Here is a 26,735-nt window from a genome sequence, read left to right on the forward strand (position 1 = left end):
GTGACTTTACCGCTGCACATCCCTGATTTCCACGGGTCCACGCCCGCCTCGCTCCGGCTGTTCACGTCCGAGTCGGTGACCGAGGGGCACCCAGACAAGATCTGTGACCAGATCAGCGATGCGATCCTCGACGCCCTGCTCGCCAAGGACCCCGAGTCCCGGGTTGCCGTGGAAACACTGGCCACCACCGGCCTGGTCCACGTGGCCGGCGAGGTCACCACCGACGCCTACGTCGAGATCCCGCAGATCGTCCGCGAGACCATCCTCGGCATCGGCTACGACTCCTCGGCCAACGGCTTCGACGGCGCCCGCTGCGGTGTGTCCGTCTCGATCGGCCAGCAGTCCAACGACATCGCGGGCGGCGTGTTCAACTCGCTCGAAGCCCGCGAGGGACGCCAGGAGGACGACTACGACCTCCAGGGCGCCGGCGACCAGGGCCTCATGTTCGGCTACGCCAGCGACGAGACCCCCTCCTACATGCCGGTCCCGATCTGGCTCGCGCACCGCCTCTCTGAGCGGCTCACCGAGGTCCGCAAGAACGGCGAACTGTCCTACCTCCGCCCCGACGGCAAGACCCAGGTCACCGTGGGCTACGACGGCGAGCTCCCGGTCTCGGTCGAAACGGTCGTCATCTCCAGCCAGCACGCCGAAGGCGCCAGCCTGGACCAGCTCCGCGCCGACCTGGCCGCGTATGTGGTCGATCCGGTCATGGCGATGTCCAACTTGGACATCTCGCGGACCAAGAACATCCTGAACCCGGCCGGCGCCTTCGTCATCGGCGGCCCGGTCGGCGACGCCGGCCTCACGGGACGAAAGATCATCGTCGACACCTACGGCGGCATGGCCCGCCACGGCGGCGGTGCCTTCTCCGGCAAGGATCCGTCCAAGGTGGACCGCTCGGCGGCCTACGCGATGCGCTGGGTGGCGAAGAACGTGGTGGCTGCCGGACTCGCGAAGCGAGCCGAGATCCAGATCGCCTACGCGATCGGACAGGCCCGTCCGGTCGGCACCTATGTGGAGACCTTCGGCACCGAGACGGTGGATCCGGCCAGGATCAGCGCCGCGATCGCCGAGATCTTCGACCTGCGCCCGCGCGCCATCATCGATGCCCTGGACCTCAAGCGCCCGATCTACGCCAAGACTGCAGCCCACGGCCACTTCGGCCGCGAGGATCCGGACTTCACCTGGGAGCGGCTGGACCGCGTCGATGAGCTGAAGGCATTCTTCAACGCTTAAATGTCAGTGCCGTTAAATGTCACTGCCGTGTGATGTGCTGTAGCCAGGCCGCCGTCCCGGGGGCCTGGCTACTTTTTTGTTGAGCTGAAGGGAGGGAAACGCCATGACCGCGGTCCATGGCGGCGCGCCAGCGCCGGACGGGCCCCGCCAGCTCTCGCTGCTCCAGGGCTTCCCCACTTCCTCAGCTGCGTCTGCGGCATCAGGTCCTGTCCTCGCGGCCGAGCTGCCGGTGGCACGGGTCCAGCTTGAATCGTCCCTCCCGCACCTGGACAGGCCGTTCGACTACAGCGTCCCCGCGGACCTCGACGCCGCGGCACAGCCCGGCGCCCGCGTGAAGGTGAAGTTCAACGGCCAGGAACTGCCCGGCTACCTCGTGGCGCGGGTGGCCGACTCCGACGCCGGCCACGCCCTCGTGCCGCTGCACAAGATCGTTTCTCCGGTTCCCGTACTCACCCCTGCCGTCCTGGAGCTCGCCGGGCGCGTGGCGGCACGCTATGCCGGAACCGTCAGCGACGTCCTGCGCGTCGCGGTGCCGCCGCGGATGGCGAAACTGGAAAAAGAAGCCGCTCCGGAGGGGCACCTGGATCCGGCCCTGTTTGCGGAGGCCGGGGCCGACGACGATGCGGGTGCGGCTCTTCCTGCCGGGCTGGAGTCCTCAAGCTGGTCGGGCTACCGCAACGGTCCGGCCTTCCTCCAGCATCTCAGTGCGGGGGAGGCGCCCCGGGCCGTGCTCAGCGCGCTCCAGGGCTACGGTCCCGGAGGCTGGCCCCGGATGATCGCCGAAGCCGTCGCCGCGGTCCGCCTGTCCGGCCGCGGCGCCGTCGTGGTGGTGCCTGACTACCGGGACCTGGACCGGGTGGAGGCGGCCCTGCTTCAACTCCTTCCAGCCGGTGACATCGCCCGGCTCACTGCGGACGACGGCCAGACACCGCGCTACCGGAGCTTCCTGCGGATCCTCAGCGGCGCAGCCGGCGTCGCCGTCGGCACCCGCTCCGCCGCGTACGCTCCGGTCCGCAACCTCGGACTCGTGGTCTGCTGGGACGACGGCGATGACCTGCACATCGAGCAGCGCTCCCCGTATGCGCACTCCCGCGAGGTCCTGCTGCTCCGCGCCGGCCAGGAGCGTGCAGCCTGCCTGCTCGCAGGACACGCGCGCAGCACCGAGACGCAGCGGCTGGTCGAATCAGGCTGGGCCTGGCCCGTCGAAGCGGACCGTACCGTGGTGCGGCGGACCGTTCCGCGCGTGCTGAACACCGCCGACAGCTTCGAGCTGGAGCACGATCCGCTGGCCAGGGTGGCCCGGCTGCCCGCCGCGGCCTGGCGCGCCGCCAAGGAAGGCCTCGAACGGGGCCCGGTCCTGGTGCAGGTGGCCCGGGCCGGCTACGCCCCCTCCCTGGCCTGCGAGAACTGCCGTGAACCGGCCCGCTGTGCCGCGTGCAGCGGGCCGCTCGCCGTTGCCGGGTCTACCGGGAGTTCCGCCGTGCCGCAATGCCGCTGGTGTTCGACGCCGGCTCCCGCCTGGCGCTGCAGCACCTGCAACGGTGTCCGGCTCCGGCGGGGCGCCACGGGGGCGCTGCGCACGGCAGAAGAACTCGGCCGCGCCTTTCCCGGCAAGCCGGTCATCACCTCCTCCGGCGACAGGGTGCTGGCCACCGTTCCCGACGCCAAGGCGCTCGTGGTGGCGACCGTCGGGGCGGAACCCGTCGCCGCCGGCGGTTACGCTGCCGCGCTGCTGCTCGATGGCGACTCGCTGCTGCGCCGCGAAAACCTCCGGGCCGGGGAGGACGCCGTCCGCCGCTGGTTCAACGCCGCGGCCCTCGTGCGCCCGGCCGCCGACCGGGGCCTGGTGGTCATCACCGCCGACGACACGGCCGGCGTGGGCGCCCTGCTGCGTTGGGATCCCGCCGGCTACGCGCATCGCGAGCTCGCACTGCGGCAGGAGCTGCAGCTGCCGCCGGCCGTCCGGATCGCCTCCGTCACGGGCGGCCGGACCGCCGTCGGACACTTCACACAGGCCGTCGAGCAGCGGCTGGGCGCGGAGGGTGCCGTGCTGAGGACCGCCGGGCCCGCGCCTCTGATGCTGGCGCCCGGTGCCGCCCCGGGACCAGGAACCGCGGGCGGGAAAGCTCCGGCCCGGAGCGCGGCCGGCGACGTCCGGACCCTGCTGTTCATTCCGTACGCCCAGGCCGCGGAAGCCACCAAGGTGATGAGGGCGGTCAAGGCCGCTGCTGCCGCGAAACGCAGTGACGACCCCGTCCAGCTGCGCCTCGACGGCGTCGACGTCCTCTAGCGAACGTTCCCGGCCGGTCAGCATTGCTTCCGGGCTGGTTCTTTCCGGCGTTGGCGCAGCACGTCGAGTTATCTAAGTTCAGCCGAGCTGGAACACCCCGATCTGTGTCTTCCCGTCACTGAGATAAACCGGGACCTGTCGGCTTGGCCTGGTCGGGCTCCCTCACCGGCGGCCATTCGCCACAGACGGCCGGAATGGCGGCTCCTGTTGCGGTACTCTGTGGCAAATGGGTGCTCCGCAACCTGTGGTCCGGCGTCATCCGGCCTCGCGGCGGGTGCGGCACGGATTGGTTCGGGGCTGGCCAGCTCCGTCCCGGCTATTTCGAGTTACCAGGCCGGCCTCGGCGAAGTGCGACGGCCTGCTCGGCAACTTCCAGCAGCCTGCGCGCGGACTCGTCCCAGCTGAACTCGGCGGCACGCTCCACCGAACGGCGCGAGCGTTCCTTCCATAGCTCCGGTTCCTCGAGCTTCCGAACGGCCCCGGCGAACTCGGCCGGAGACCCCGGATGGACATAGCTGACCGCGTCGCCGCCGACTTCGCGGAAGATCGGGATGTCGCTGGCGATCACCGGCGTGCCGTGGGACATGGCCTCCACGAGGGGGAGGCCATAACCTTCGGCCCGGGAGAGGCTGACCAAGGCCGTCGTGCGGGCCAGCATGGACTCATACTCGGCGTCGGTCACGCCATTGTGGAAGACGATGTCCGCGCCCGCCGGCGCCAGGGCTTCCAGTTCCGCCTTGCGCTGCGGGGTGATTCGGCTGAGCAGATGCAAGGTCATATCGGGCAGTTCCGCCATGCCCCGGATCATGGTCTCCACGTTCTTGTAGGGCATGAACGATCCCATGTAGAGAAGCGTCTTGTCCGCCCCGGCCCCGGGGTCCCGGGGGCTGAGGCCGGGTTGCGGGGCGTTGCCCACGATCCGTACGGGGCGGCTGGTGAGCCGGTACTTCGAGATCAGGGCCGCCGTCGTGGAGCTGATGGTCGCGACGACGTCGGCCCGGTTGAGCAGGAGCCGCTGCGGCCAGTACGCCTTGTGGTACAGGCGCCAGAGGATCCGGACCGGGGCGGGCAGGAAGCCGGGCGGGGCAGGGTGCTCGTAGTAGATGAGGTCGTGCAGGGTCAACACGAGGGCGTATTTCCGGCCCCAGCTGCCCATCGTCTGCATGGGGCACACGACGGCGTCGGCGCCGAGCCTGTTGACCTTCGCAGCGACAAACAGTTCGGCCGGGGACAGCGGGCTGTTGATCAGGGTGTACGGCACATCCGGCAGCAGGGCCAGTTGCCGGACGTCACTGATCAACATGGAGACGTCGGCGAGCCTGGCCGTGGCCGCGATGAGGCTCGCCCCGTAGCGGCTGATCCCGTCGTGGTGGTCCAGCCGGGTGAAGCGGGCATCGATGAGGATTTTCACGCGGTGTGGTCCTTCAGGAAGCGGAGGATGAAGCCGGCGGCGGACTCCGGGGTTTCGTAGTGGATCAGGTGCCCGACGCCGGGAATCACGTCCAGGTGTCCGTCAGGCAACAGGGCGAGGAGTTTGTACTGGTCCGGCAGGGCGGCGATTTGGTCCTTTTCGCCGGCGATGAGGAGGACCGGCAGGGTCAGCCGGCACGCCACCTCGGAGACGTTGTTCCCGACGGAGGCCTTGAACGCCTCGAGCAGGCTCTCGCGGTTCGCGAAGGCGGAGAAATAGGCGCTGTGCTGGGCGTGGACGAACCGCCGCAGCGCCTTGTCCGGGGTCTTGGCCATGGCTTCGCTCATCACGCGGACGATCAGCTGGCTGCGCAGCAGGGCGTGTCCGAGTGTACGGGGGAGACGGGCGGCGGCCTCGTAGTACAGGATTGCGAGCTTCGTCATGAGCCCCTTGTTGCCTTCGAGGGCGGGGGCGGCGATGGGGTTGATGAGGATCAGCTCGGCAACCGTGCCCGGGTTGGCTGCGACGAAGTGGCTCGCCACGATCGAGCCGAAGGAGTGGCCGAGCAGGACCGTGTCCCGGCCCAGGCCCAGGGCAGCCATGAATTCGGCGATGAAGCGTCCGTAGCGTTCCACACTGTGCTCGTCTGCCGTGAAGGCGGCGGAGCCGCCGAAACCCGGGAGGTCAGGCATGATGAGGCGCAGGCCGGGGAGCTGGTCGGCCACCCGGAGCAGGCCGTGGTGGTCGCCGCGGAAGCCGTGGATCACCAGGACCGTGCGGGTTTCCGGCGTGACCCGGACCGGCTCGTAGGTCCAGTAGGCCACTTTCACGCCGGCCAGGACCACCTCGGCGGGTACGGTCCGCGCCTCGAGTTCATGGCTGAACAGGGGCGTGGGGGAGGACTCGGTGTCCACGTTTTCCATTCGTTCGGGTCCTAGCTGACGTTGTCGGGGTGGGAGCCGGTCCGGAAACCGCGGTCCAGCGCCGCAATGTCGGCAAGGTCCGTGGCGGAGAGTTCGAAGCCGAACACCGTCCGGTTTTCCCGGATCCGGTCCGAGGAGCTGGCCTTGGGGATGGTGATGTTGCCCAGCTGGAGCTGCCAGCGGAGGATGATCTGGGCCGGGGTGCGTTCGTGTTCCGCGGCCAGGGCCAGAATCACCGGGTCACGCAGCACCTGTCCCCGGCCCAGCGGGCTCCACGCCTCCGTGCGGATGCCCAGCGCGTCGTGCTTCTTGCGCAGCTCGGCCTGCTGAAGCCAGGGGTGGAGTTCAATCTGGTTGACGGCCGGCACCACCTCGGCCGTCTCCATGAGCCGGTCCAGGTGGTCGGGCTGGAAATTCGACACTCCGATCGCCCGGACCTTGCCCTCGCGGTAGAGCGTCTCCATGGCCCGGTAGCTTTCCGCGTACAGGCCCTTCTTGGGGCAGGGCCAATGGATCAGGTAGAGGTCGATGTACTCCAGGCCCAGGTTGGACATCGAGGTGTGAAATGCCCGCATGGTCGCGTCGTAGCCGTGATCATCGTTCCAGACCTTGGTTGTGACGAAGAGGTCCTGGCGGGACAGGGCGGGAGACAGCTCACCGGACCCGCTGCCGGCGCCTTCGAACCCGGCAAGGGCACCGATGCCCTTGCCCACGCCCGTTTCGTTCCCGTACATGGCTGCCGTGTCGAAGTGGCGGTAGCCGGCTTCCAGCGCCATGGTTACGAGCGAGGCGGCATCGTCAGGAGGGACTTTGTACAGCCCGAATCCCAGCCGGTCGATCATCACGCCGTTGTTCAGGGACGTCCGGGGGGAGATTCTCATAGCAACGACTTTACCCATTGCCGCGGCACCTGCCGGTCAGGCCGCGCAGCACAGGCCGCGCAGCACAGGCCGCGCAGCGCAGGCCGTCCGGGACGGCCGGCCACCTGCCGGTCCCCTGGGACCGCTCAGGACAGGCCGTCGAACCGGACCAGCCGCCGGGCACTGGCCTCGTCGAGGATCAGGTCCGTGGCCAGGCCGGAGGCGAGCGCACCGCGCAGGCCGTTGATCTTGGACGCGCCGGACACCACGCAGATCCGCCGCCGGACCTGGCGCAGCTGCGCGAGGTCCGGCCCGGTGGAACGCTCGTTGAGGATGATTCCGTCCGAGGAACCGTCCGCCCGGAAGAACACGGTGGCCACGTCACCGACCACGTCCGAGCTGGCCAGGATGCTCAGATCGTCCTCATCGAGGTAGCCGCCGGCATAGACGTGGCTGGGGTAGTCGGCGTCGACCGATCCGACCCCGAAAATGGCAATGCTCATCCGGGCCTGAAGCTCGAGGACGCGCTGCACACTACGCTCATTCCACATCGCCTTCTTGGTCGCGGCGTGATCAAAAAACGCGGGCACCGGGAACTGCTCCACCCGCGCCCCGTACGCGCTTCCGAAGCGGCGCATGATGTCCGAGGCGTAGGTGATGCCGGTGGTCTGCATGTTTCCGGCGCCGTTGAGCTGGACGATCACGCTGTCATGGGTGATCTTCCGGGTCAGGTGCCGGCTGACGGCGCTGAGGGTCGAGCCCCAGGCGACGCCGATGATGGCGTTGGAATCCACCAGCGGGCCGATGGTGCGGGCGGCCTGCATGGCCACTCTGTCCAGTGTTTCCGCCTCATTCAGCGTGTCCACTACGGGAACGACATGAACGTCCACCTTGTATTCGGCGCGGATCATGCTTTCCAGCTCGGGGCCGGTATCGAGAGGGCTGCGGATCTGGATCTGCACGAGGCCGGATTCCCGTGCCGAGGACAGCAGCCGGGAGACGGTCGACCGGGAGGTCCGGAGTTCACGGGCAATCGCGTCCATGGTCAGGTCCTGGAGGTAATACAACTGGGCCGCGCGGAGGGCGTCGGACTGGCGTGAAGGCAATTCCCACATTCCGTTCTGCACGTTTGTGCATAGTGCTTGACACCATTTTCCATTATTCCAAACAATAGTGTTGAACGGCGACGCGCCCCGTGGCGCGCCGCACAGAACCAAACCCCAGGGAGCAGTTTTGGGATCTAAGGAATCAGCCCGCAACCAGGAGCCGGCCGGCACTCGTTTACCCGTGCAGAAGCTGCGGTCGCGGCGGAACGCACAGGTGCTGATCATCGGCGGCGGAATCAATGGAGTGGGTACTTTCCGGGACCTGGCACTGCAGGGTGTCGATGTTGCCCTCGTGGAACGCGGCGACTACTGCCAGGGCGCCAGCGGGGCTTCCTCGCATATGATCCACGGCGGAATCCGGTACCTCGAAAACGGCGAGTTCCGGCTCGTCCAGGAGTCCGTGGTCGAGCGCAACCGGCTCCTGCGCATCGCTCCGCACTACGTCAAACCGCTGCAGACTACTATCCCTATCTTCAGCACCTTTTCCGGCGTCCTAGCGGCGCCGCTTCGTTTCCTGACCCACAAACAGCGGGGCGCCCCCCAGGAGCGCGGCGCCTTCCTGATCAAGCTTGGCCTGAGCATGTATGACTTCTTCTCCCGCGACGGCGGCAGCGTGCCGCGCCACCAGTTCCGCGGCCGCAAGCGCGCCCTGGCGGAGCTCCCGCGCCTGCACCCGGGCATCAAATATGCGGCAACCTACTTCGACGCGTCGGTCCATAACCCGGAGCGGCTGACCCTCGACGTGCTGCAGGACGGCGAAAAAGCCGGCGCTCCGGGCGGCACCGCCCGCGCCAGCAACTACGTCTCGCTCGTCTCGATGGAAGGAACGGCGGGCTCCGGGACCGGCAGCCGGGTACGGCTCCGCGACGAACTCACCGGGGAGCTCTTCGACTTCACCGCCGACGTGATCGTCAACACCACCGGCGCCTGGGTCGATCTGACCAACGAAGCCATGGGCGCGGCGTCCTCCTTCATGGGCGGCACCAAGGGTTCGCACATTGTCCTGGACCACCCGGAGCTGCTCGCGGCCTGCAACGGGAGGGAAATCTTCTTCGAGCACACCGACGGCCGGATCGTGCTGATCTACCCCATGGGGGACAGGGTCCTCGTTGGAACCACGGACGTCGACGCGGACATGACCGAGGACGCCGTCTGCACCGAGGCCGAGATTGACTACTTCCTTGAGCTGATCGGCCACGTTTTCCCCGACATTGCCGTGGACCGGGAACGGATCGTCTACACCTTCTCCGGTGTGCGTCCGCTTCCGAAGCACGACGCCACCCAGCCGGGCTTCGTCAGCCGCGACTACCGGATCGAGCGCCGCGGCGGCTCGGTGCCGGCAGCCGGTGGAGCCGGCGGCAGCGGCGCCGTCGTCCTCAGCCTGGTGGGCGGAAAGTGGACCACCTTCCGGGCCCTCGCGGAACACCTGAGCGACCGCGTTCTCGCGGAACTCGGACTGGAACGGAAGGTGTCGACGGCGCAGCTCGCCATCGGCGGCGGCGCCGGCTTCCCGGACAGTGTTGACGGCGTCCAACGGTGGATCAAGGCCCACATGTCGGCCGGCCGCGACGCCGACCGGGTCGCAGGACTCCTGACCCGCTACGGAACCCGCGCCGAGGAAGTCATCAACTTCCTGGACGCATCCGCGGCCGGCGCCCCCGACCGGCTGCTGCAATCCACCCGCGAACTCAGCGTCCGTGAACTGGAGTTCATGGCGCAGAACGAACAGATCGGGCACCTGGTCGACGTACTGATCCGCCGCACCTCCCTCGCCTTCCGGGGCCTGGTGACCGGCGAGCTCCTCAACGAGGTTGCCGAAATCCTGTCCGGCCCGCTGGGCTGGGACGCGGCAACGCGGTCCTCCGAGTTCAGCCACGCTCAGGAGGTGCTCAAGCGGTTCCACGGCGTCCGGGTCCACAGCCTGGTCTCCTGAAAAATACTTGCGTGCCCGGGCAGGGATGCCCGGGCGCAAAGACTGCGCGGTCCGCCCCGGCGGCCGGCGCAGTGGCCGGCCGGCAGCGCGAACACGCTGCCGGCCCAACGGCCCTTCAAACTCGCGAAGGGCTGACAACAGAAAAAAGAGGAGTCAAAGATGTCTCTTGGAATAGTTTTCCTGTCCGAAGTATTCGGCACCGGGATGCTGACCCTGCTGGGTTGCGGCGTTGTGGCCAACGTCGCCCTCAAAGGCACGAAAGGCAACAACGGCGGCTTCCTGATGGTCACCTGGGGATGGGGCATCGCCGTCTTCGCCGGTGTGTACGTCGCCGCCAGGTCCGGGTCCCACCTGAACCCCGCTGTCACCCTGGGCCTGCTGCTCAACGGCAAGGCGGAGTACGCTCCCGGCGTCAAGGTCGAATTTGCGTCCACATTGACCTACTTCGGCGGTGAACTGCTGGGTGCCTTCCTGGGCGCCGTCGTGATGTGGCTGGCCCACAAGCAGCACTTCGACGTCGAGCCCGAGCCCGCCAGCAAGCTTGCCGTCTTCTCCACCGGCCCGGCCATCCGCTCCACCCCGTGGAACCTGATCACGGAAATAATCGGCACCTTTGTCCTCGTCTTCGTCATCCTGATGTTCGGCGGCATTCCTTCGGGACTGGGCCCGCTGGCCGTCGCCCTGCTGGTTGTCGGCATCGGTGCCTCACTCGGCGGCCCCACCGGTTACGCCATCAACCCGGCCCGTGACCTCGGCCCGCGCATCGCCCACGCCCTGCTTCCGATCAAGGGCAAGGGCTCCAGCGACTGGAGCTACTCGTGGATCCCGGTCGTGGGACCCCTGATCGGCGGCGGACTCGCCGGTCTCGTGGCAGCTGTCGTGCCGATCGTTGTCACCGTCGCCAAGTAGTTTCCACCCCAGCCAGAGCAAACCCAACAAGGCCAGATAGACAAGGACGTCAACATGAACCAGTACGTAATCGCCATTGACCAGGGCACCACCAGCACCCGCGCCATCGTGTTTGACCACAGCGGCCACATTGTCTCCTCCGGGCAGATGGAGCACGAGCAGATCTTCCCGCAGGCCGGCTGGGTGGAGCACGACCCCGCCGAGATCTGGGACAACACCCGCGAGGTCATCGCCTCCGCCCTGTCCAAGGCGAACCTGACCCGGCACGACATCGCCGCCGTCGGCATCACCAACCAGCGCGAAACCGCCGTCGTCTGGGACAAGACCACCGGCAAGGCCATCTACAACGCGATCGTGTGGCAGGACACCCGCACCCAGCCGATCGTGGACGAACTGGCCAAGGACGGGGGACCGGAACGCTTCAAACAGAAGGTGGGCCTGCCACTCGCGACCTACTTCTCCGGCACCAAGATCAAATGGATCCTGGACAACGTCGACGGCGCACGCGCCAAGGCCGAAGCCGGCAACCTGGTCTTCGGCAACACCGACTGCTGGGTGCTCTGGAACCTGACCGGCGGGACCGACGGCGGCGTGCACGCCACCGACGTCACCAACGCCTCCCGGACCATGTTCATGGACCTGGAGACGCTGTCCTGGGACCAGGAAATCATGGATGCCTTCGGGGTGCCGGCCTCGATGATGCCGGCCATCAAGTCCTCCTCCGAGGTCTATGGCACGGTCCACACCTCCCAGCTGCTGCGCGAAGTACCGGTCGCAGGCATCCTGGGCGACCAGCAGGCGGCGACGTTCGGCCAGGCGGCGTTCGAGGCCGGGGAAGCCAAGAACACCTACGGCACGGGCTGCTTCCTGATCTTCAACACGGGGGAGGAAATCGTCCACTCCAAAAACGGACTGCTGACCACCCTCGGCTACAAGCTGGGTGACGCCAAGCCGCACTACGCGCTGGAGGGCTCGATTGCAGTCACCGGTTCACTCATTCAGTGGCTGCGGGACAACCTCGGCATGATCAGCAGTGCCCCGGAAGTGGAGACCCTGGCGGCTTCCGTGAAGGACAACGGCGGCGTGTACATCGTCCCGGCGTTCTCCGGCCTCTTTGCCCCGTACTGGCGTTCCGATGCCCGCGGTGCGATCGTCGGCCTGACCCGCTTCGTGAACAAGAGCCACATCGCCCGTGCCGCGCTGGAGGCGACCGCCTTCCAGACCCGTGAAGTCCTCGACGCCGTCAACGCAGACTCCGGCGTGCCGCTTACTGAGCTCAAGGTCGACGGCGGCATGGTCGCCAACGACGCGCTCATGCAGTTCCAGGCGGACATCCTCGGCGTGCCGGTGATCCGGCCGAAGGTCGTCGAGACCACCGCCCTGGGCGCCGCCTACGCCGCCGGCCTCGCCGTCGGCTTCTGGAAGGACCTGGGCGAGTGCTCGGCCAACTGGTCCGAGGACAAGCGCTGGGAACCGAAGATGGAAGCGGCAGAGCGGGACCGTCAGATGCGCCTCTGGAAGAAGGCCATCACCAAGTCCATGGACTGGGTGGACGAGGACGTGAAGTAAGGCCGTCCACAGAAGAGCTCCGGCCGGGGAAACCCGGCCGGAGCTCTTCTGTTGCTGACCGCCTTTCGGCGCTTCCCCGCCTACCAGTCGTTGTGCAGAGACCGGCCGCTGTGGCTTGAGGACTTTGCCACGACCGCGCGGGGCGTCTTGGCGTAGACGTCCGTGCTGACGGTGTAGCCGCGGCTGTCCTGCATCAATGCCTGTTCGTTGATGCGCTTCAGCTCCGAGCTGCTGAGCTTCTTGATCTTGACCAGCTCCATATTCTCCTGGTCATCCCCGCCCTCGGCCGTGACCTTGATCAGGCCGGTCTTCTTGGAATAGAACTTGTGCTGTTTGCCGGCGCTGCTTAGCGGCTCCAGCGGGTTGGATTCAACGATCTCCACCACATCGTGGTAGCAACCTGTCTTGACGCAGACGCGTTGGTCCTTGTTCAGGACCTTCGCGCAGTCCAGGAAGTCCACGCTGGGTGCGGAGGCCTGGGGGTAAGCGGGGGCCTTCGGGCGGGGGTGGTCCAGCATGGCGATCCCCGCCTGGGCCTTGTCGATTCCACTGATGAAGGTGCTCGGCGCGCCCGCGAGCTCCCCGTTTTCATACTCTTCGGGATACTCGCCGAACAGCCACACGGTTCCTTTCTTCGTCTCCGCAAAGAAGGCCAATTCTGATTCCGCGAGCTCACCGTCAGTGAAGTCCCGGTCCCACACCACCTGGGTGTTGACGCCGTCGATCATCTTGGTCAGCCCGGTCACCGTGGAGATGACCGTGCGCTTGCTCGTCTCCTTGCCCGAGACCACCGTGCCCGTCGTGGTGAACTGCATGCCGGGCTCGAGCGGGAACCACTTGTTCTCAATCTCCGGGGTGCGTGGGAAGGCTGAGCGGTCTAATTTGATCGCCGTGCCTTTTCCGCAGAGGTCCTGGGGATTGGGCGCCGCCGCCGCCGTCGCCGTGGCTGCCGACGTCACCGTCAGCGTACCCAGCACGAGCAGAACTGCGGAGCCGTACGCCGTGAATCGTTCTCTTCGCTTCGACATCTGTTTTAGCCTCTCGTAGTGGTGGGTTGGTTGCGGCTAGACGGCCGGGGCCGGCTCGGCCTGACGGGGCCGGCGCTCACGTGCCGGGCCCTTCTTGGCAAACCGCAAGTACAGCGAGGGGACGATGAACAGGTTGACCAGCGTCGACGTGACGAGACCGCCCAGAATCACCACCGCCATGGGATGTTCGATCTCATGGCCCGGAATGTTGCCCATGACCACCAGAGGCACGAGGGCCAACGCGGTAGCAAGGGTGGTCATCAGGATCGGGGACAACCGCTCTGCAGCTCCGCGCAGCACCAGGTCCCGGCCGAAGGGCATCCCCTCGTACTGTTCGAGGTGCTGGCAGTGATTGATCAGCAGGATGCCATTGCGGGCCGCAATACCCATCAGCGTCAGGAAGCCGACCAAGGACCCCAGCGATAGGATGCCTCCGCTCAGGTGCGCGGCGATCACCCCACCCACCAGGGCGACCGGCAGCGTCAGGATGGCCAGGATCGCCAGCCGCCAACTGCGGAACGCCGCCTGGAGCAGGAGGAAGACGACGATGACCGCGCCAATCGAGTAGAGCAGCAGGCGCTGCGAGGCGGCCTGCCGTTCCGCGTATTCGCCGAGCACGACCGCTTCGTAGCCGACCGGGAACTCAACCGACTCCATCTCGGACTTCAGCTTCTCCACGACCTTGGCGAGATCGCCCTCCTTGACGTTGGCGCTGACGTCGATGCGCCGGGAGCCTTCCGAACGCTCAATCACGTTCGGCGTTGGCTTCACCGAGATCTTGGCCACATCCGCCATCCGGATCCTCTCGCCGCTCGGTGTATCGAGCGGGAGGTTCTCAATACTCGTGACACTCGTGCGGGTTTCCGGCGCGCTCCACACCTGGACATCGTAGGCCTTGCCGTCGCGGTACACGTCGCCGACTTCCTCGCCAGACACCAAGGTAGCCGCCGCGCGGCGGACATCCCCTGGCTTCAGCCCGTAACGGTTGGCGGCGTCCAGGTCCACTTCCACATCGATCTGCGGAACGTTGGCCTGGAGCGCAACCTTCGCGCCGATGGCTCCCTCGATGCCGCCCAGGATGGTTTTGAGCTTGTCCGCCTGCTCGCGCAGAACCGCCAGGTCATCGCCGTACACGCGGACAACAACGGCGTAACCCGTGCCCGTAAGTACCTCGCGGATGCGTTCCTTGAGGTAGGTCTGGACGTCCCGCGTAATTCCCGGGTAGCCGTCAACTACCAACTGGATTGACGCCAGCGTTTCGTCATAGTCGACGGCGGGGTCAACGCTGATCCAGTTCTCACCGAAATTGACGCCCACCACCTCATCGGCGGCGAAGGCCTGTCCAATATGGGACCCGCAATTGTTCACGCCCGGAATCGTCATGAGTTCCTTGCAGGCCAGCTGGCTGACCCGGACCTCCTCGGAGTTTGACGTGCCGGGCGTGGTGACCCAGTGCATCAGGAAGTCCCGTTCCTTGAAGGACGGCAACAACGACTGGCCCAGTAGCGGGGCCAGAACGATCCCGACGACGCCCAGGCTGGCGAGGGCAACGTACCCCGGGACCGGCCGGCGGACAATGGGCCGGAGCGCGCTGGCGTACCAGCGCTTTAGCACCCTGACCACCGGCGGATCCCGGTCCTCCAGTTTGGCATTTCGAAGGAAGATGTAGGCCATGGCCGGGGTGACGGTAAGCGCGACAAGCATGGACGCCATGACCGCAAGGGTGTACGAGGTGGCCAATGGCCGGAAGAACGCGCCGGTCAACCCGTCCAGGAAGAAAATCGGCACAGTCGCTGCGACGATGATCAGGGTGGCATACACAATCGGTCCGCGGACCTCAAGCGAGGCATTGACCACCACTCTGGCAGTACTATCAGTGCTGCCACTTGCCCGGTGATGGCGGAGCCGCCTGACGATGTTTTCGACGTCGATGATCGCATCGTCGACCACCACCCCGACGGCAATCACCAATCCCGCAAGCACCATCGTGTTGACTGTGCCTCCGGTCCAATACAACACAAGCGCCGCAGCCACCAGTGACAACGGGATGGCTGTCACGCTGACCAGCGCAGTCCGCCACTGGAAGAGGAAGACGCTCAGCACCAGGATGACCAAAAGGCAACCCAGCAGAAGAGCCACGCTCAGATTGCCCAGGGATTCCTCGATGAAGGTCGCCGGCCGGAACAGGGTCGTGTCCACGGCGATCCCGGTGAGCCCCGGTGCGAGCTGCTGCAGCGCCTCTTCCACCCCCCGCGTCACTTCGAGGGTGTTGCCCCACGGGAGCTTTTCGACGATCAGCATGAGTCCGGGGCCGCCGTTAATGACAGCGTCACCGATCAGTTGCTGATGGTCTTCCACCACGTTTGCCACATCGGAGAGCCGCAGCGGCGGCTGGTCCCCCCGGTCCTCCACGGCCACCTTTGCCAGTTCGGCCGGCGAAGTGATGGGCTGCACGTGACGGATCCCCATGGTCTGGCTGGGCGTCTCAAGGGCGCCGCCGGTACCGATCAGGGCACCCGGCGAATACTTGAGCAACCCGGCGTCCAAGGCGTCGGAGGTGGAGTTCATCACACTGTCCAGTGTCACGTTGTTCGCGGCCAGTTTGGCCGGATCAACCTGTACCTGAAGCATCTGGAGGCGTTCTCCCCAGATGGCGACGTTGGCCACCCCCGGAACGCGGAGCAGATGAGCCCTGATGTTCCAGTAGGAAATCATCGACATCTCGATGAGTGAGCGGGTGTCCGAGGACAGGCCGATCTTCATGACACGGCTGGTCGAGGACAGCGGCTGCAGCATCAGCGGCGGCGCTGCCCAGGTGGGGAGGGTCGGTATGACCGTGGCCATCCGCTCGGACACCAGTTGCCGGGCTGTCAGCAGATCGGTGCCGTTTTCAAATTCCAGCACGATGGACGAGAGTTGAGATACCGACTTGGACCGCATGTGATTGAGGCCATCGATGCCGTTGAAGGCCTCTTCCATAGGGACGGACACAAGTTGTTCGACTTCGGCGGCGGTGAGTCCCAGGCATGCTGTCTGGACTTCCACCTTCGGCGGAGCAAACTCAGGGAACACGTCCACCGAGGCACTGCTGAGCTGTGCGCCGCCCACGATCATCAGCGCAGCCGCCATCGCGATGATGATCGATCTGAACCGTAGACTGGCGGCGACTATCCGGCGCATGTCATTTACCTGTATTGAACTCGGCGCCGAACAGTTCTGCCGCGCCTACCGTTACCACCGCAGTCCCGACGGCGGGGCCCGCGCTGGCCGTAACCACGCCTGCTTCCACCTTGGTTACGGTGACGGCCTGGCGCTCGAAAACCCGCGGGGCCGGGTTGCTGTACACCCAGGTCTTGCCGCTGGCGTCATACATCAGGGCGGCGTAGGGCAGCAGCACGTCCGTTCCCGTGCCGGCAGCGGCAGGCTCGGTCTTCACCTCGAGCCGCTTCAAACCGTTCTCGGTCAAGGTCAGTTTCGCGATGCCGGTCGTGGCATTCTTCTCCACCTTGGCGGGGGCCTCGCCCACGGATGCGGGGGCGGCCGCGGGCTGGGCGCAGGCCGGAAGGGCGAACACGAGGGCGGCACAGACAGCGGCCGCCAGGGGCAGGCGCCGTTGGGGCTTTTGGCTGGTCATTTTGCTTCCACCTTTTCCTGCATAACGGGCTGAACGGGGATTTCCGATTCGTAGACTTCCGACCACTCTTCTGGTGCGGTGCGGGGACCAAACCACAGGGTCAGTAGAGGCAGCACCAACAGTGCCACCAGCGTTGTGGTGACGAGGCCACCCGCAATGATCAGGAGCATCGGGACGATCAGGGCCTGGCCCACGGTGCCGCCGATCAGGGCGGGCGGGATCAGGACCGCAATGGTGATCAGGGCCGATTTGAGGACCGGTGCGACCCGGTCCCGGGCGGCCATCAGAACAACCTCGGCGTGGGACGTCTGCGGCGCGGAGCGCCACAGTTCGTCGACCCGGGCGGACAACGTTGCCGCGTTGCGGGCAGCGATGGCCAGAACCGCTGCCAGCGCCGTCAGTGAGAGCAACGAGAGCGAGCCGGAGCCGATCCAGGCGGCCAGAGCAGCACCGGCGAGCGCCGCCGGCAGGGCCAGGAAGACGGCGAGGGCTAGCTTCCAGCTCCGGACCGTCGTCTGGAGCAGCAACAGCACACCGAGCAGGGCAGCCGCTGCCAGCCACAGCACGAGTGTGTCGGCAGCCTGCAGTTCGCTGTACTTCTTCGGCATCTCGGCGTGGTATTCGAGCGGGAACTGGATCTGCTGGACTGCAGCTTCGATGTCGCGCTGGACATCTGCCAGCGGCCTCCCGCTAACTTCGGCCACAACGTCGATCCGCCGCGAGGTGTCGTCGTGCTGGATGACGACTTCGTTGGGGACCAGGCGGACGGCGGCGATCTCGCCCAGCTGGACGTGGCCTCCGTTGGGGGTGTCGAGGAGCAGTTCACGGATGCTGGTCAGATCATCCCTGACGTCTACCGCACCACGCACGACGACTTCAAACACCTTCTGCTGTTCGAAAAGGTTGCCGACGACTATGCCCTGCATGAGTGCCGCTGAGGCGCGCCTGGCGTCGCCGGGTTTGATGCCGACCTTCTGGGCGGCTTCGAGGTTGACCTCAACTTCCACGATGGGGGCGGTGGCGCTGGCATTGATCGTCGGGTTCTTGACGCCGTTGATGTTCTCCAGCGCCTTACGGACCTCTTCGGACTTTTCGCGGAGGATGGACATATCAGTGCCGTAGACCCGGACCGCAAAGCCCGGTTCCAGGCTCGTCCGCATGTCGCCGATCTTCTGCTGCGAGTAGTTCACGACGTTATGCGCGATGCCGGGGTAGCCCTGGACCACGTCCCGGATGGCCTGCTCCGTCTCACCGAAGTCAGCGTCCTGGGCAACCGACACCCACAGCTCGGCAGAGCTGTTGCCGACCACCTGATCAGAGGTGATGGCGCGGCCGATATGCCCGCCGACCCCGGATACGCCCGGCAACGCGCGCAGTTCGTCGGAGGCTTTGGAAGCGATCCGGCGGACCTCGTCATTGGAAGTGCCGGCCATGGAATCCCACTGGACGAGCAGGGTTCTGTCCGGCAGGGTCGGGACCACCGGCCGGTTACCAAGCAACTGTGATCCGGCAGCGAGGCCCAGCACCCCGATGACGGCTACAGCCACAAGGCCGAGCGCCTTCCGGGAACGGGCGCCTGTCAGGGCGCGATCGTAATAGGCCCGGGCGCGGCCGGCGGCAGGAGACTCCCGTCGCGGCGCGGTCTCCCGCGGCAACAGGATGTGCGCCAGCACCGGCGTAGCAGAGATCCCGACCAGCAGCCCGGCCGCGAGAGCCAGCGCCAGGGACCAGAAGAGCGGCTGGAAGAAGGAGCCACCCACCCCGGTCAGGAACAGCGTCGGGATGAGGGTGATCACCATGATGAGCGAGGCGTGGAAGAGCGGGGTGCGGATACCCCGGACGACGCGAGTGATGCGTGACCGCAGGGTGGCCTCGGTTTCCGTGGCCTCGGTGACCAGGGGCCGGCGGCGCTGGGCTTGAACGTCCTCCACAATGTCGCCCACGATGACGGACATCCCCAAGATGATGCCTACGAGGACGGTGACGTTCAGCGTGGCGTTTTGCGCGAACAACACCACCGCTGTCACTACGACAGTCGTCGAGATCGCCACAAGAGAGATCACGGCGACCCGCCAGGAGCGGAAGAGCAGCCAGAAAAGCGCCACCGCGACCAACAGGCTGATCAGCAGCCCCACGCCGAGACCGTCCACGGTTTCCTGGACGGCCGTCGCCGGGCGGAAGACGCCGGTGTCGATCTGGACTCCGGTGAGGCCCGGTTCCATGTCCTTCAGGGCTGCTTCAATATCCTCGGTGACCTGTACGGTGCTGGTACCGGGGAACTTTTCAACGACCAACATCAGGCCGGCGTCCTGCCCGACAACGGCGTCGCCGATCAGGGGCTGATGGTCTTCCTTGACCTGGGCGATATCACCCAGCAGCATCGGCTGGGGCGCATCCTCCACACTGACCTTGGCCAAATCCGCCGGGGTGCGGATCGGCAGGACATGCTGGATGCCCAAACGCTGGCTGGGGGACTCGACGAACCCGCCGGTGCCCGGCGTCGACGCCTCGAGGAAGCTCAACGGCGAGACCCAGACGGCATTGCCGGTGGTCTTAATGACCTGCTCCAGGGTGATGCCCTTGTCGCGCAGTTGCGTAGGGGTGACTTCGACCTGCAGCTGCTGCTCGCGCTGGCCCCAGATGGACACGTTCGCCACACCCGGAATGCCGATCAGCCGCGGCTTAATCTTCCACCGTGCCAGGACGGACATCTCGATGCCGGAGAGCTGCTTGGAGTTCAACCGGACCATCAGGACGCGGCTGGTGGATGACATGGGTTGCATGATCAGCGGTGGGGCCGATACGTTCGGCAGGGCCACGGCCTGTGTCATCCTTTCCGCCACCAGCTGGCGGGCACGCAGAAGATCCGTGCCAGGCTCAAACACGAGTTCGATTGATGACAACCCCGGTACAGACTTCGAGCGGATTTCATCCAGCCAAGCCACTCCATTGAGGAGGTCGGCTTCCATTGGGGAGGTAATGAGCTGCTCAACTTCGGCAGCGGAGAGGCCAAGGGCCTCGGTCTGGATCTCCACCTGCGCGGGTGCGAACTCAGGCATGGTGTCCACCGCGATGTGGGGAACGTTTATGACGCCGAAGGCGATGACTCCGGCGGCGAGCGCGAGAACCAGGATGCGGAACTGCAAACTGAACCGGGTTATCCAGCCAAACATGGCTAACCCTTTTCCTGGTGGCTGCCGAGAGCGCCGTTGCGCCCGGACAGACGAAATAATTGTTGCAGGACAGAAACACGCAATAGATACATGACAGGCTCCTCAACCCGAGACCTTTTTTGCGAATCCCCCCAGGGATCATGGGAGAATAGTGTTCCTAATTGCCACGTTTGGCAAGACAGTCGGAATTACTGTGTCCGGCAGGTTTTCGGGCCACCGAGTCCATCAAAGTGTTGTTTTTTTCGGCCCCCCCGCGGACTACGCGAAGGGAAGCAGGCGGATACTCACGCCGACGCTAATTGCTACTTGCAAATTAATACCTGCTAATGTGAGGTGACTACTTGGAAGGCCATATAATTACTCGCCCGACTTTTTGGGGATAATAGAGTAAGTACGGTAATTTCCACGTGATGCATTTGTAACAATTTGAATTCGCGCCACGTCCGGGACCCGCAGGGCTAATGCAAAGTCGTGGGTAGTGGGTTGATTCTGGCGAGTTTGAGGGCTCGTTTGGCGTCTCTGGCGGTGTGTCGGGTGGCTTTGGCGATGTTGGTGATTTTCGCTATCCGGTAGAGGCTGATGATGAGGTTTCGCAGGGACGCCATGAGCCGGGGAGCATTGCCGGACCTGACCATGGACTTGTCTTCCAGGAAGACCACGTCACGGACCCAGTGGAGCCGGTTCTCGATGGTCCAGTGACCTTGCACAAGCGTGTTGAGCTCGGCGGCGCTGGTGGTCTCCAGCGGCAGGGACGTGATGATGTACACCGTCTCAGCACTCCACTTTTTACCCTTGAGTTTCCGGGACCTGCGGGTGATCTGGGCTGCCTGGGCGGCATGCGGAAAGAGGATGCCGGCATCGATGGTGACGACCTTGATCGCCCGGGAACCGGCGCGGCCATGGCCGCGGTGCCGCTGCCTGTTGCCAACCGGGACGTCCTCCCACGGCAGTTCTTTCAATTGCCGTTGCAGGGCACACTGGTTGCCTTTCACGGTGAGCACGTAATGGGCTCCGCGGCCATGGAGGTATTCCGCGTGGGAGCGTTGGGTATGCATCGCGTCGGCCGTGACCACCACGTCCTTGAGGTTCGTGATGGTGTTCAGAAGGTCCTCGAAGCGGGTGATTTCATTAGTCTTGATGCCGACGTCAACCTGTCCCAGAACGGTGCCGGCTCCGTGGTCAACGGCGGCCATCAAGTGGACCCGGTCACCGCCACCGTTCTTCGCCCCGCGGACTTCCTTCCCATCCACGGCAATGGCCTGTGGTTTCACTTGGCCCATGACCCAGGCGCCCAGGGCGGTGTCGAAGGCATCTCCGTCCACCCGGGCCAGCACCCGCTGGATGGTCGTCACATGCGGGACACTGACGCCGGCCCTGGCCAAGGGTTTGCGTCCCGTGTCGGCGGCCCACTCAGCGATCTCGGCAAACGACTTCGCCCCGGCAAGCATGGCGCAAACCGCCAAAATCAGGATTCCCGCCAGCCCGTACCTGATGCCCCGGCGCTTCCGAGGATCCGGAACGGAAGCAAGGACTTCCCGCATCGTCCCCGGCGTCAGCGATGACTTCACCGGCTCCGGAATGACCTCCAACTGGCGGGCAATGGTATTGATAGGGGAAGATGGCATGAAGGAACTCCTGGTACACAGTGATCTAGACAATCACCCTGTTTAACAGGAGTTCCCCTACTTTAAAAGCACGCACTGGGCGCGTGTCACCGCCAGCCTGCCGGACCCACCCCACGACTTTGCATTAGCCCTGCCGGGACCCGCCGCCGGCGCATCAGTGCCTCCCGGCGGGCCGCTGTCCCACGGCACAGGCGGCGGGAGCGCACCCTGGGGCGGCGCATTCCGCCCGCGAACCAGCCGGAGGCGCTAAAGTAGTTCTATGCGTGCGATCCTTCTGCTTAGCTAGCCGCCCGGCATCCCGAGGAGAACTCGGATTGTCGAGCGGCAGCCCCTCCATGTCGAGGGGCTTTTGTGTGTCTGGGCCCTTTCCGGGCCGGCAACAGGGATCAGGGGCCAGAGCGGGACAATCGGCAGCAGCACAACAGAGCAGTGCAGACTTGAAGAGCAGTACAGACTTGACGGTAATCAGGCGTGAAGAACAGAAGAGGCCAGCAGTGAGCGTTCAGCCGGAGACAGAGACCGGAACAGCAGAAGTCGGAGCGGAAGGTCCCGGCGAGGGTGCCTACAGCTTTGCGGCGATGGAAGCCAAGTGGCCGCAGGTTTGGGAGGACCTCAAGGTCTTCACGCCCGTCGACGACGGTTCCAAGGAACGCCGCTACGTGCTGGACATGTTTCCCTACCCTTCCGGTGACCTCCACATGGGCCACGCCGAAGCGTTCGCGATGGGCGACGTCGTCGCGCGTTACCTGCGCCAGCAGGGCTACGACGTGCTGCACCCGATCGGCTGGGACTCCTTCGGGCTGCCCGCGGAAAACGCCGCGATCAAGCGCAACGCCCACCCGAGCGAGTGGACCTACGCCAATATCGAGACCCAGGCGGCATCGTTCAAGCGCTACGCCATCTCCGCCGACTGGTCCCGCCGGATCCACACCTCGGACCCGGAGTACTACCGCTGGACGCAGTGGCTGTTCAAGCGCTTCTACGAGCGCGGCCTGGCGTACCGCAAGGATTCGCCCGTCAACTGGTGCCCCAAGGACCAGACCGTGCTGGCCAACGAACAGGTGGTGAACGGAGCCTGCGAGCGGTGCGGCACCCCCGTCACCAAGAAGTCCCTGAACCAGTGGTACTTCAAGATCACCGAGTACGCCGACCGCCTGCTGGATGACATGGACGAACTGCGCGGCCACTGGCCCGAACGGGTCCTGGCGATGCAGAAAAACTGGATCGGCCGCTCCGAGGGCGCGCACGTCCGCTTCGAGATCGAGGCGGACGGCGGCAAGCCCGCCAAGGACGTCACGGTCTTCACCACCCGTCCGGACACCCTGCACGGCGCCACGTTCTTCGTCGTCGCCGCCGATGCGCCGCTGGCCGTCGAACTGGTGACCGAAGAGCACGCAGCGGCCCTGGCCTCGTACCGCGAGCAGGTCACGGCCCTCTCGGAAATCGAGCGTCAGTCCACCGAGCGGGAGAAGACCGGCGTCTTCACCGGCCGCTACGCCACCAACCCGCTGAACGGCGAAAAGCTGCCCGTCTGGGCGGCCGACTACGTGCTGGCCGACTACGGCACCGGAGCCATCATGGCGGTTCCGGCCCATGACCAGCGCGACCTCGACTTCGCCCGCACCTTTGGCCTGACGGTCCGGGCGGTCCTGGATACCGGTGAGGAAGATCCCGCCGTCACCGGCACCGCGACCACCGGCGAGGGCACGCTGATCAACTCCGGCGCACTGGACGGACTGCCCAAGGCAGAAGCGATTCCGGCCGCCATCGAAATCCTGCAGGAGCAGGGCACGGGCGAGAAGTTCGTGAACTTCCGCCTGCGCGACTGGCTGCTGAGCCGACAGCGATTCTGGGGCACGCCGATCCCGATCATTCACTGCCCGGCCTGCGGCGAGGTCCCGGTTCCCGACGAGCAGCTGCCCGTCACGCTGCCGGCCCACCTGCGCGGCGAAGACCTGTCCCCGAAGGGCACGTCGCCGCTGGCCGCCGTCGAAAGCTGGGTCAACGTAGAGTGCCCCAACTGCCACGGCCCGGCCAAGCGGGACACGGACACCATGGACACCTTCGTGGATTCCTCGTGGTACTTCCTGCGCTTCGTCTCCCCGGAGTACACCGAAGGCCCCTTCGATCCCGCGAGGATTAACGACTGGATGCCGGTCGGCCAGTACGTCGGCGGCGTCGAACACGCCATCCTGCACCTGCTGTACGCGCGGTTCTTCACCAAGGTCATCCACGACCTGGGCATGATCGCGGCCGACGAGCCCTTCAGCGCGCTGCTGAACCAGGGACAGGTGCTCAACGGCGGCAAGGCCATGAGCAAATCCCTCGGCAACGGCGTGGACCTGAGTGAACAGCTGGACAAGTTCGGCGTCGACGCGGTTCGCCTGACCATGATTTTCGCCTCACCGCCGGAGGACGACGTCGACTGGGCGGATGTCTCGCCGTCGGGTTCGGCGAAGTTCCTGGCCCGGGCCTGGCGGCTGGGGCAGGACGTCGCGAGCGAGCCCGGCGTCGACTTCTCCGCCGGTGACCGCGCCCTGCGCACCGTCACCCACCGCACCATCGCCGACGCCGCAGCACTGCTGGACCACAACAAGTTCAACGTGGTCGTGGCGAAGTTGATGGAGCTGGTCAACGCGACCCGCAAGACCATCGACACCGGTGCGGGCGGGGCGGACCCGGCAGTGCGCGAGGCCGTGGAGGCCGTCGCGGTGGTCCTGAGCCTGTTCGCGCCGTACACGGCCGAGGACCTGTGGAACATGCTGGGACACCCTGCTTCCGTAGCCAACGCCGGCTGGCCTACCCACGACGACGCACTCCTCGTGCATGACACTGTCACCGCCGTCGTCCAGGTCCAGGGGAAGGTGCGCGACCGCCTGGAGGTTCCGCCGGGCATCGGTGAGGACCAGCTGCGCGAACTGGCGCTGGCCTCGGAGAACGTCCAGCGCGCCCTCGAAGGGCGCGGCATCCGCACCGTCATCGTGCGGGCGCCTAAGCTGGTCAATATCGTGCCCGCATAGCCGGACGGGCCACTGTAAGTAAACCGGCCGCCGGTGCAAGCCGGCGGCCGGTGCAAACTCCCACCAGCACAGCAGGAGGTGCTTCGTGCCCGACCGTGAGCCGGCAGGCTGGCCGTGGCTGCGGGAGCGCCTTCACCGGCTCCGCCAGGCCACGCGGCCCGGAGCTGCCCCCGAAACTGCGCCGGCCGCCGTCGTGCGGACCGCCGTGGTCACGGACTCCGCCGCCGCGCTGCCAGCCGACTGGGTGCGGGCCTTCACCGCCGACGGCCGGCTGACGGTTGTCCCGATGCCCGTCATGGTGGGCGCGGAAATCTACGGTGAGGGCGAGGACGACATCGCCGACACCATCGCCGTGGCCATGGCCAGCGGCAGGCCCGTCAAAACTTCACGCCCGTCCCCCGGACAGTTTGAACAGGCGTACTTGGCCGCACAGAAACGTGGCTACGACTCCGTCGTGTCGATCCATATTTCCGGCGAGCTGTCCGGCACGGCCGAGTCCGCCCGGCTCGCGGCCGCCCGGGTCGGAATACCGGTGGAGGTCCTGGACTCGCGCACGGTCGGAATGGCCCAGGGGATGGGGGTCCAGAGCGCCGTCGTCGCGGCTGCGGACGGCAGGAACGCGGCGGAGGTCCGGGTATTCGCCGAGGAACGGCTGGCCCGCACCAAGGTCTACTTCTACGTTCCCAGCCTGGAGCAGCTGCGCCATGGCGGGCGGATCGGCGCGGCGGCCTCGCTGTGGGGCACCGTGTTCTCGATCAAGCCCATCCTGGGGGTCGAGGAAGGGAAGATCGTTCCGCTGGAAAAGGTCCGGTCCGCGGCCAAAGCCGTGGCCCGGCTGGAGGAAATCGTCGCAGCCGACGCTGCCGCCAGGCCGGAGGGGCAGGCCCGCATCGCCGTCCACTATTTCGGCAACAAGGCCGAGGCCGAACGGCTCGCGGCACGCCTCGCCGTCTCGCTGCCCGGTTGTCCGGCGGCGCAGGCCAGCGACCTCCCGGCCGTGCTGGCCGCCCACGCGGGACTCGGTGTGCTGGCCGTGATCGTGGGGGAGAGCAGCACCCCGGCGCTTCCTCCGGCGATATCCCCGGCACTTTCCACATAGAGCCGGCAGGGTGTGGGCACCCGACCGGGGACTTCCTACCGTTGTTCCTATGTCACGCCGGAGCCTGCCACGCCGGAAGCCGGGAGCTGAACTGCCCGCAGGCGTCACGGCTGCCCGGCACAGGCTGTCCGCGACGCTCGGCGGCCCTGAGGCCGCCGGGCGCCCGGCGGGTCTGCTGAACCTTCCACCGGCGGACGGCGCCTTCGAAGATCCGCGCGGCGAAATGCCTTCGGCCGGAAGCGGGTTGCGGCGCCGGACCGGGCTGAGGGCAGCTGCCCTGCTGGGCGCGGTTGCTGCCGTGCTCGGCGGCTGGTTCTGGTGGCGCGCGGCCACCGGCGCGCCGGAGGTGGTCCCGCTCAGCGAGGTCTCGTCGGCCGGGGTCCAACAGCCGGACACCGGCCCCGGCATCGAGGTTTCGCCGTCACAGAATGAAACGGGCGGGGAAGCGAAAGGAATTACGGTCCATGTGGCCGGTGCCGTGGCGAGACCGGGCGTGGTCGAGCTGCCGGCGGGAAGCCGCCTGCACGAAGCCATCGCCGCGGCGGGTGGCCCCACCGGGGCTGCGGCTCCGGACCGGCTCAATCTCGCAGCTGTGCTGGAAGACGGCCAGAAAATCGTCGTGCCCGAAGTGGGACAGCCCGATGCTTCGTCCGGCCAAGCCGCCGGTCCGGAAGGGTCCGGGAGTGCCGGAGCAGACAGTGCCGACGGGAGTGCCGGAACAGGCGGCGGCAAGATCAACCTCAACACCGCAGGCGCCGAGGAACTCGGAACACTCCCTCGGGTCGGGCCGGTCCTGGCCCAGCGGATTGTGGACTGGCGCAAGCAGCACGGCCGCTTCCAGACGGTCGAGGAGCTGGACGCCGTCGACGGAGTGGGACCCAAGCTGCTGGAGACCCTGCTACCGCTGGTCAGGGTCTGA

General features: G+C 66.3%; 17 protein-coding genes. 8 read left to right on the forward strand and 9 right to left on the reverse strand.

The features are described 5' to 3' along the window. Positions 1-1,236, forward strand: a complete 1,236-nt coding sequence (gene metK / locus ACVWZ8_RS17735) for a methionine adenosyltransferase (RefSeq protein ID WP_426978077.1) — start codon at positions 1-3, stop codon at positions 1,234-1,236. Positions 1,237-1,339: 103 nt separating this feature from the next. Then, a complete protein-coding gene (locus ACVWZ8_RS17740; protein WP_456505358.1) occupies positions 1,340-3,526 on the forward strand; it encodes a primosomal protein N' in 2,187 nt (728 codons plus the stop codon). 316 nt (positions 3,527-3,842) lie between these two features. Here ACVWZ8_RS17740 and ACVWZ8_RS17745 read toward each other — a convergent pair whose 3' ends face one another. The 4 genes from ACVWZ8_RS17745 to ACVWZ8_RS17760 all read right to left on the reverse strand — a co-directional run bounded on the left by ACVWZ8_RS17745 (position 3,843) and on the right by ACVWZ8_RS17760 (position 7,835). After that, positions 3,843-4,937 (reverse strand): glycosyltransferase family 4 protein, encoded by a 1,095-nt coding sequence (locus tag ACVWZ8_RS17745; RefSeq protein ID WP_456505359.1) that lies wholly within the window; start codon positions 4,935-4,937, stop codon positions 3,843-3,845. After that, on the reverse strand, positions 4,934-5,860 hold the full coding sequence (locus tag ACVWZ8_RS17750) for an alpha/beta fold hydrolase (RefSeq protein WP_456505360.1): 927 nt from the start codon (positions 5,858-5,860) through the stop codon (positions 4,934-4,936). The genes ACVWZ8_RS17745 and ACVWZ8_RS17750 overlap by 4 nt, the downstream gene beginning before the upstream one ends. A gap of 11 nt (positions 5,861-5,871) precedes the next feature. After that, positions 5,872-6,741 (reverse strand): aldo/keto reductase, encoded by an 870-nt coding sequence (locus tag ACVWZ8_RS17755; protein WP_456505361.1) that lies wholly within the window; start codon positions 6,739-6,741, stop codon positions 5,872-5,874. 125 nt (positions 6,742-6,866) lie between these two features. Next, entirely contained in the window at positions 6,867-7,835 is a 969-nt protein-coding gene (locus ACVWZ8_RS17760) for a sugar-binding transcriptional regulator (RefSeq protein WP_426979921.1), read from the reverse strand. Positions 7,836-8,007: 172 nt separating this feature from the next. On the opposite strand from ACVWZ8_RS17760, the gene ACVWZ8_RS17765 reads away from it, so the two are divergent. The 3 genes from ACVWZ8_RS17765 to glpK all read left to right on the forward strand — a co-directional run bounded on the left by ACVWZ8_RS17765 (position 8,008) and on the right by glpK (position 12,237). Continuing rightward, positions 8,008-9,759 carry a glycerol-3-phosphate dehydrogenase/oxidase gene (locus tag ACVWZ8_RS17765; RefSeq protein WP_456505362.1) on the forward strand — a complete coding sequence of 584 codons (1,752 nt, stop codon included), beginning with the start codon at positions 8,008-8,010 and terminating at the stop codon, positions 9,757-9,759. Positions 9,760-9,918: 159 nt separating this feature from the next. Continuing rightward, positions 9,919-10,668, forward strand: coding sequence for an MIP/aquaporin family protein (locus ACVWZ8_RS17770; protein WP_426978070.1), 750 nt, complete (start codon positions 9,919-9,921; stop codon positions 10,666-10,668). A gap of 54 nt (positions 10,669-10,722) precedes the next feature. Further along, positions 10,723-12,237: a glycerol kinase GlpK gene (gene glpK / locus ACVWZ8_RS17775; RefSeq protein WP_456505363.1), complete on the forward strand. Its 1,515-nt coding sequence runs from the start codon at positions 10,723-10,725 to the stop codon at positions 12,235-12,237. An 80-nt stretch (positions 12,238-12,317) separates the two neighbouring features. On the opposite strand, the gene ACVWZ8_RS17780 is transcribed toward glpK, so the two are convergent. From ACVWZ8_RS17780 to ACVWZ8_RS17800, 5 genes are all read right to left on the reverse strand, one after another. Beyond that, positions 12,318-13,265: a hypothetical protein gene (locus ACVWZ8_RS17780; RefSeq protein ID WP_456505364.1), complete on the reverse strand. Its 948-nt coding sequence runs from the start codon at positions 13,263-13,265 to the stop codon at positions 12,318-12,320. A gap of 36 nt (positions 13,266-13,301) precedes the next feature. After that, positions 13,302-16,445 carry an efflux RND transporter permease subunit gene (locus ACVWZ8_RS17785; RefSeq protein WP_456505365.1) on the reverse strand — a complete coding sequence of 1,048 codons (3,144 nt, stop codon included), beginning with the start codon at positions 16,443-16,445 and terminating at the stop codon, positions 13,302-13,304. Between the two features lies 1 nt (position 16,446). Then, complete coding sequence (locus ACVWZ8_RS17790; protein ID WP_456505366.1) at positions 16,447-16,899, reverse strand: hypothetical protein; 453 nt, start codon at positions 16,897-16,899, stop codon at positions 16,447-16,449. Further along, on the reverse strand, positions 16,896-20,072 hold the full coding sequence (locus tag ACVWZ8_RS17795) for an efflux RND transporter permease subunit (protein WP_456505367.1): 3,177 nt from the start codon (positions 20,070-20,072) through the stop codon (positions 16,896-16,898). Before ACVWZ8_RS17795 ends, ACVWZ8_RS17790 begins: the two co-directional genes overlap by 4 nt. Before the next feature lie 458 nt (positions 20,073-20,530). Then, positions 20,531-21,697 carry an ISAs1 family transposase gene (locus tag ACVWZ8_RS17800; RefSeq protein ID WP_456504820.1) on the reverse strand — a complete coding sequence of 389 codons (1,167 nt, stop codon included), beginning with the start codon at positions 21,695-21,697 and terminating at the stop codon, positions 20,531-20,533. A 494-nt stretch (positions 21,698-22,191) separates the two neighbouring features. On the opposite strand from ACVWZ8_RS17800, the gene leuS reads away from it, so the two are divergent. The 3 genes from leuS to ACVWZ8_RS17815 all read left to right on the forward strand — a co-directional run bounded on the left by leuS (position 22,192) and on the right by ACVWZ8_RS17815 (position 26,735). Further along, a complete protein-coding gene (gene leuS, locus ACVWZ8_RS17805; protein WP_456505368.1) occupies positions 22,192-24,717 on the forward strand; it encodes a leucine--tRNA ligase in 2,526 nt (841 codons plus the stop codon). Between the two features lie 85 nt (positions 24,718-24,802). Then, positions 24,803-25,816 (forward strand): DegV family protein, encoded by a 1,014-nt coding sequence (locus tag ACVWZ8_RS17810; protein ID WP_456505369.1) that lies wholly within the window; start codon positions 24,803-24,805, stop codon positions 25,814-25,816. Between the two features lie 49 nt (positions 25,817-25,865). Then, the gene (locus ACVWZ8_RS17815) at positions 25,866-26,735 is read left to right on the forward strand and encodes a ComEA family DNA-binding protein (RefSeq protein ID WP_426978061.1); all 870 of its coding nucleotides are present in this window, start codon (positions 25,866-25,868) and stop codon (positions 26,733-26,735) included.

Source organism: Arthrobacter sp. UYCu723 (assembly GCF_054059215.1).

What these genes read in the sequence shown, in the direction of transcription:
- ACVWZ8_RS17740 (WP_456505358.1), top strand. Translation starts at nt 1,340, where the DNA reads ATGACCGCGGTCCATGGCGGCGCGCCAGCGCCGGACGGGCCCCGCCAG.
- ACVWZ8_RS17750 (WP_456505360.1), bottom strand. Translation starts at nt 5,860, where the DNA reads ATGGAAAACGTGGACACCGAGTCCTCCCCCACGCCCCTGTTCAGCCAT.
- ACVWZ8_RS17755 (WP_456505361.1), bottom strand. Translation starts at nt 6,741, where the DNA reads ATGAGAATCTCCCCCCGGACGTCCCTGAACAACGGCGTGATGATCGAC.
- ACVWZ8_RS17760 (WP_426979921.1), bottom strand. Translation starts at nt 7,835, where the DNA reads ATGTGGGAATTGCCTTCACGCCAGTCCGACGCCCTCCGCGCGGCCCAG.
- ACVWZ8_RS17770 (WP_426978070.1), top strand. Translation starts at nt 9,919, where the DNA reads ATGTCTCTTGGAATAGTTTTCCTGTCCGAAGTATTCGGCACCGGGATG.
- glpK (WP_456505363.1), top strand. Translation starts at nt 10,723, where the DNA reads ATGAACCAGTACGTAATCGCCATTGACCAGGGCACCACCAGCACCCGC.
- ACVWZ8_RS17780 (WP_456505364.1), bottom strand. Translation starts at nt 13,265, where the DNA reads ATGTCGAAGCGAAGAGAACGATTCACGGCGTACGGCTCCGCAGTTCTG.
- ACVWZ8_RS17785 (WP_456505365.1), bottom strand. Translation starts at nt 16,445, where the DNA reads ATGCGCCGGATAGTCGCCGCCAGTCTACGGTTCAGATCGATCATCATC.
- ACVWZ8_RS17790 (WP_456505366.1), bottom strand. Translation starts at nt 16,899, where the DNA reads ATGACCAGCCAAAAGCCCCAACGGCGCCTGCCCCTGGCGGCCGCTGTC.
- ACVWZ8_RS17795 (WP_456505367.1), bottom strand. Translation starts at nt 20,072, where the DNA reads ATGTTTGGCTGGATAACCCGGTTCAGTTTGCAGTTCCGCATCCTGGTT.
- ACVWZ8_RS17800 (WP_456504820.1), bottom strand. Translation starts at nt 21,697, where the DNA reads ATGCCATCTTCCCCTATCAATACCATTGCCCGCCAGTTGGAGGTCATT.
- ACVWZ8_RS17815 (WP_426978061.1), top strand. Translation starts at nt 25,866, where the DNA reads ATGTCACGCCGGAGCCTGCCACGCCGGAAGCCGGGAGCTGAACTGCCC.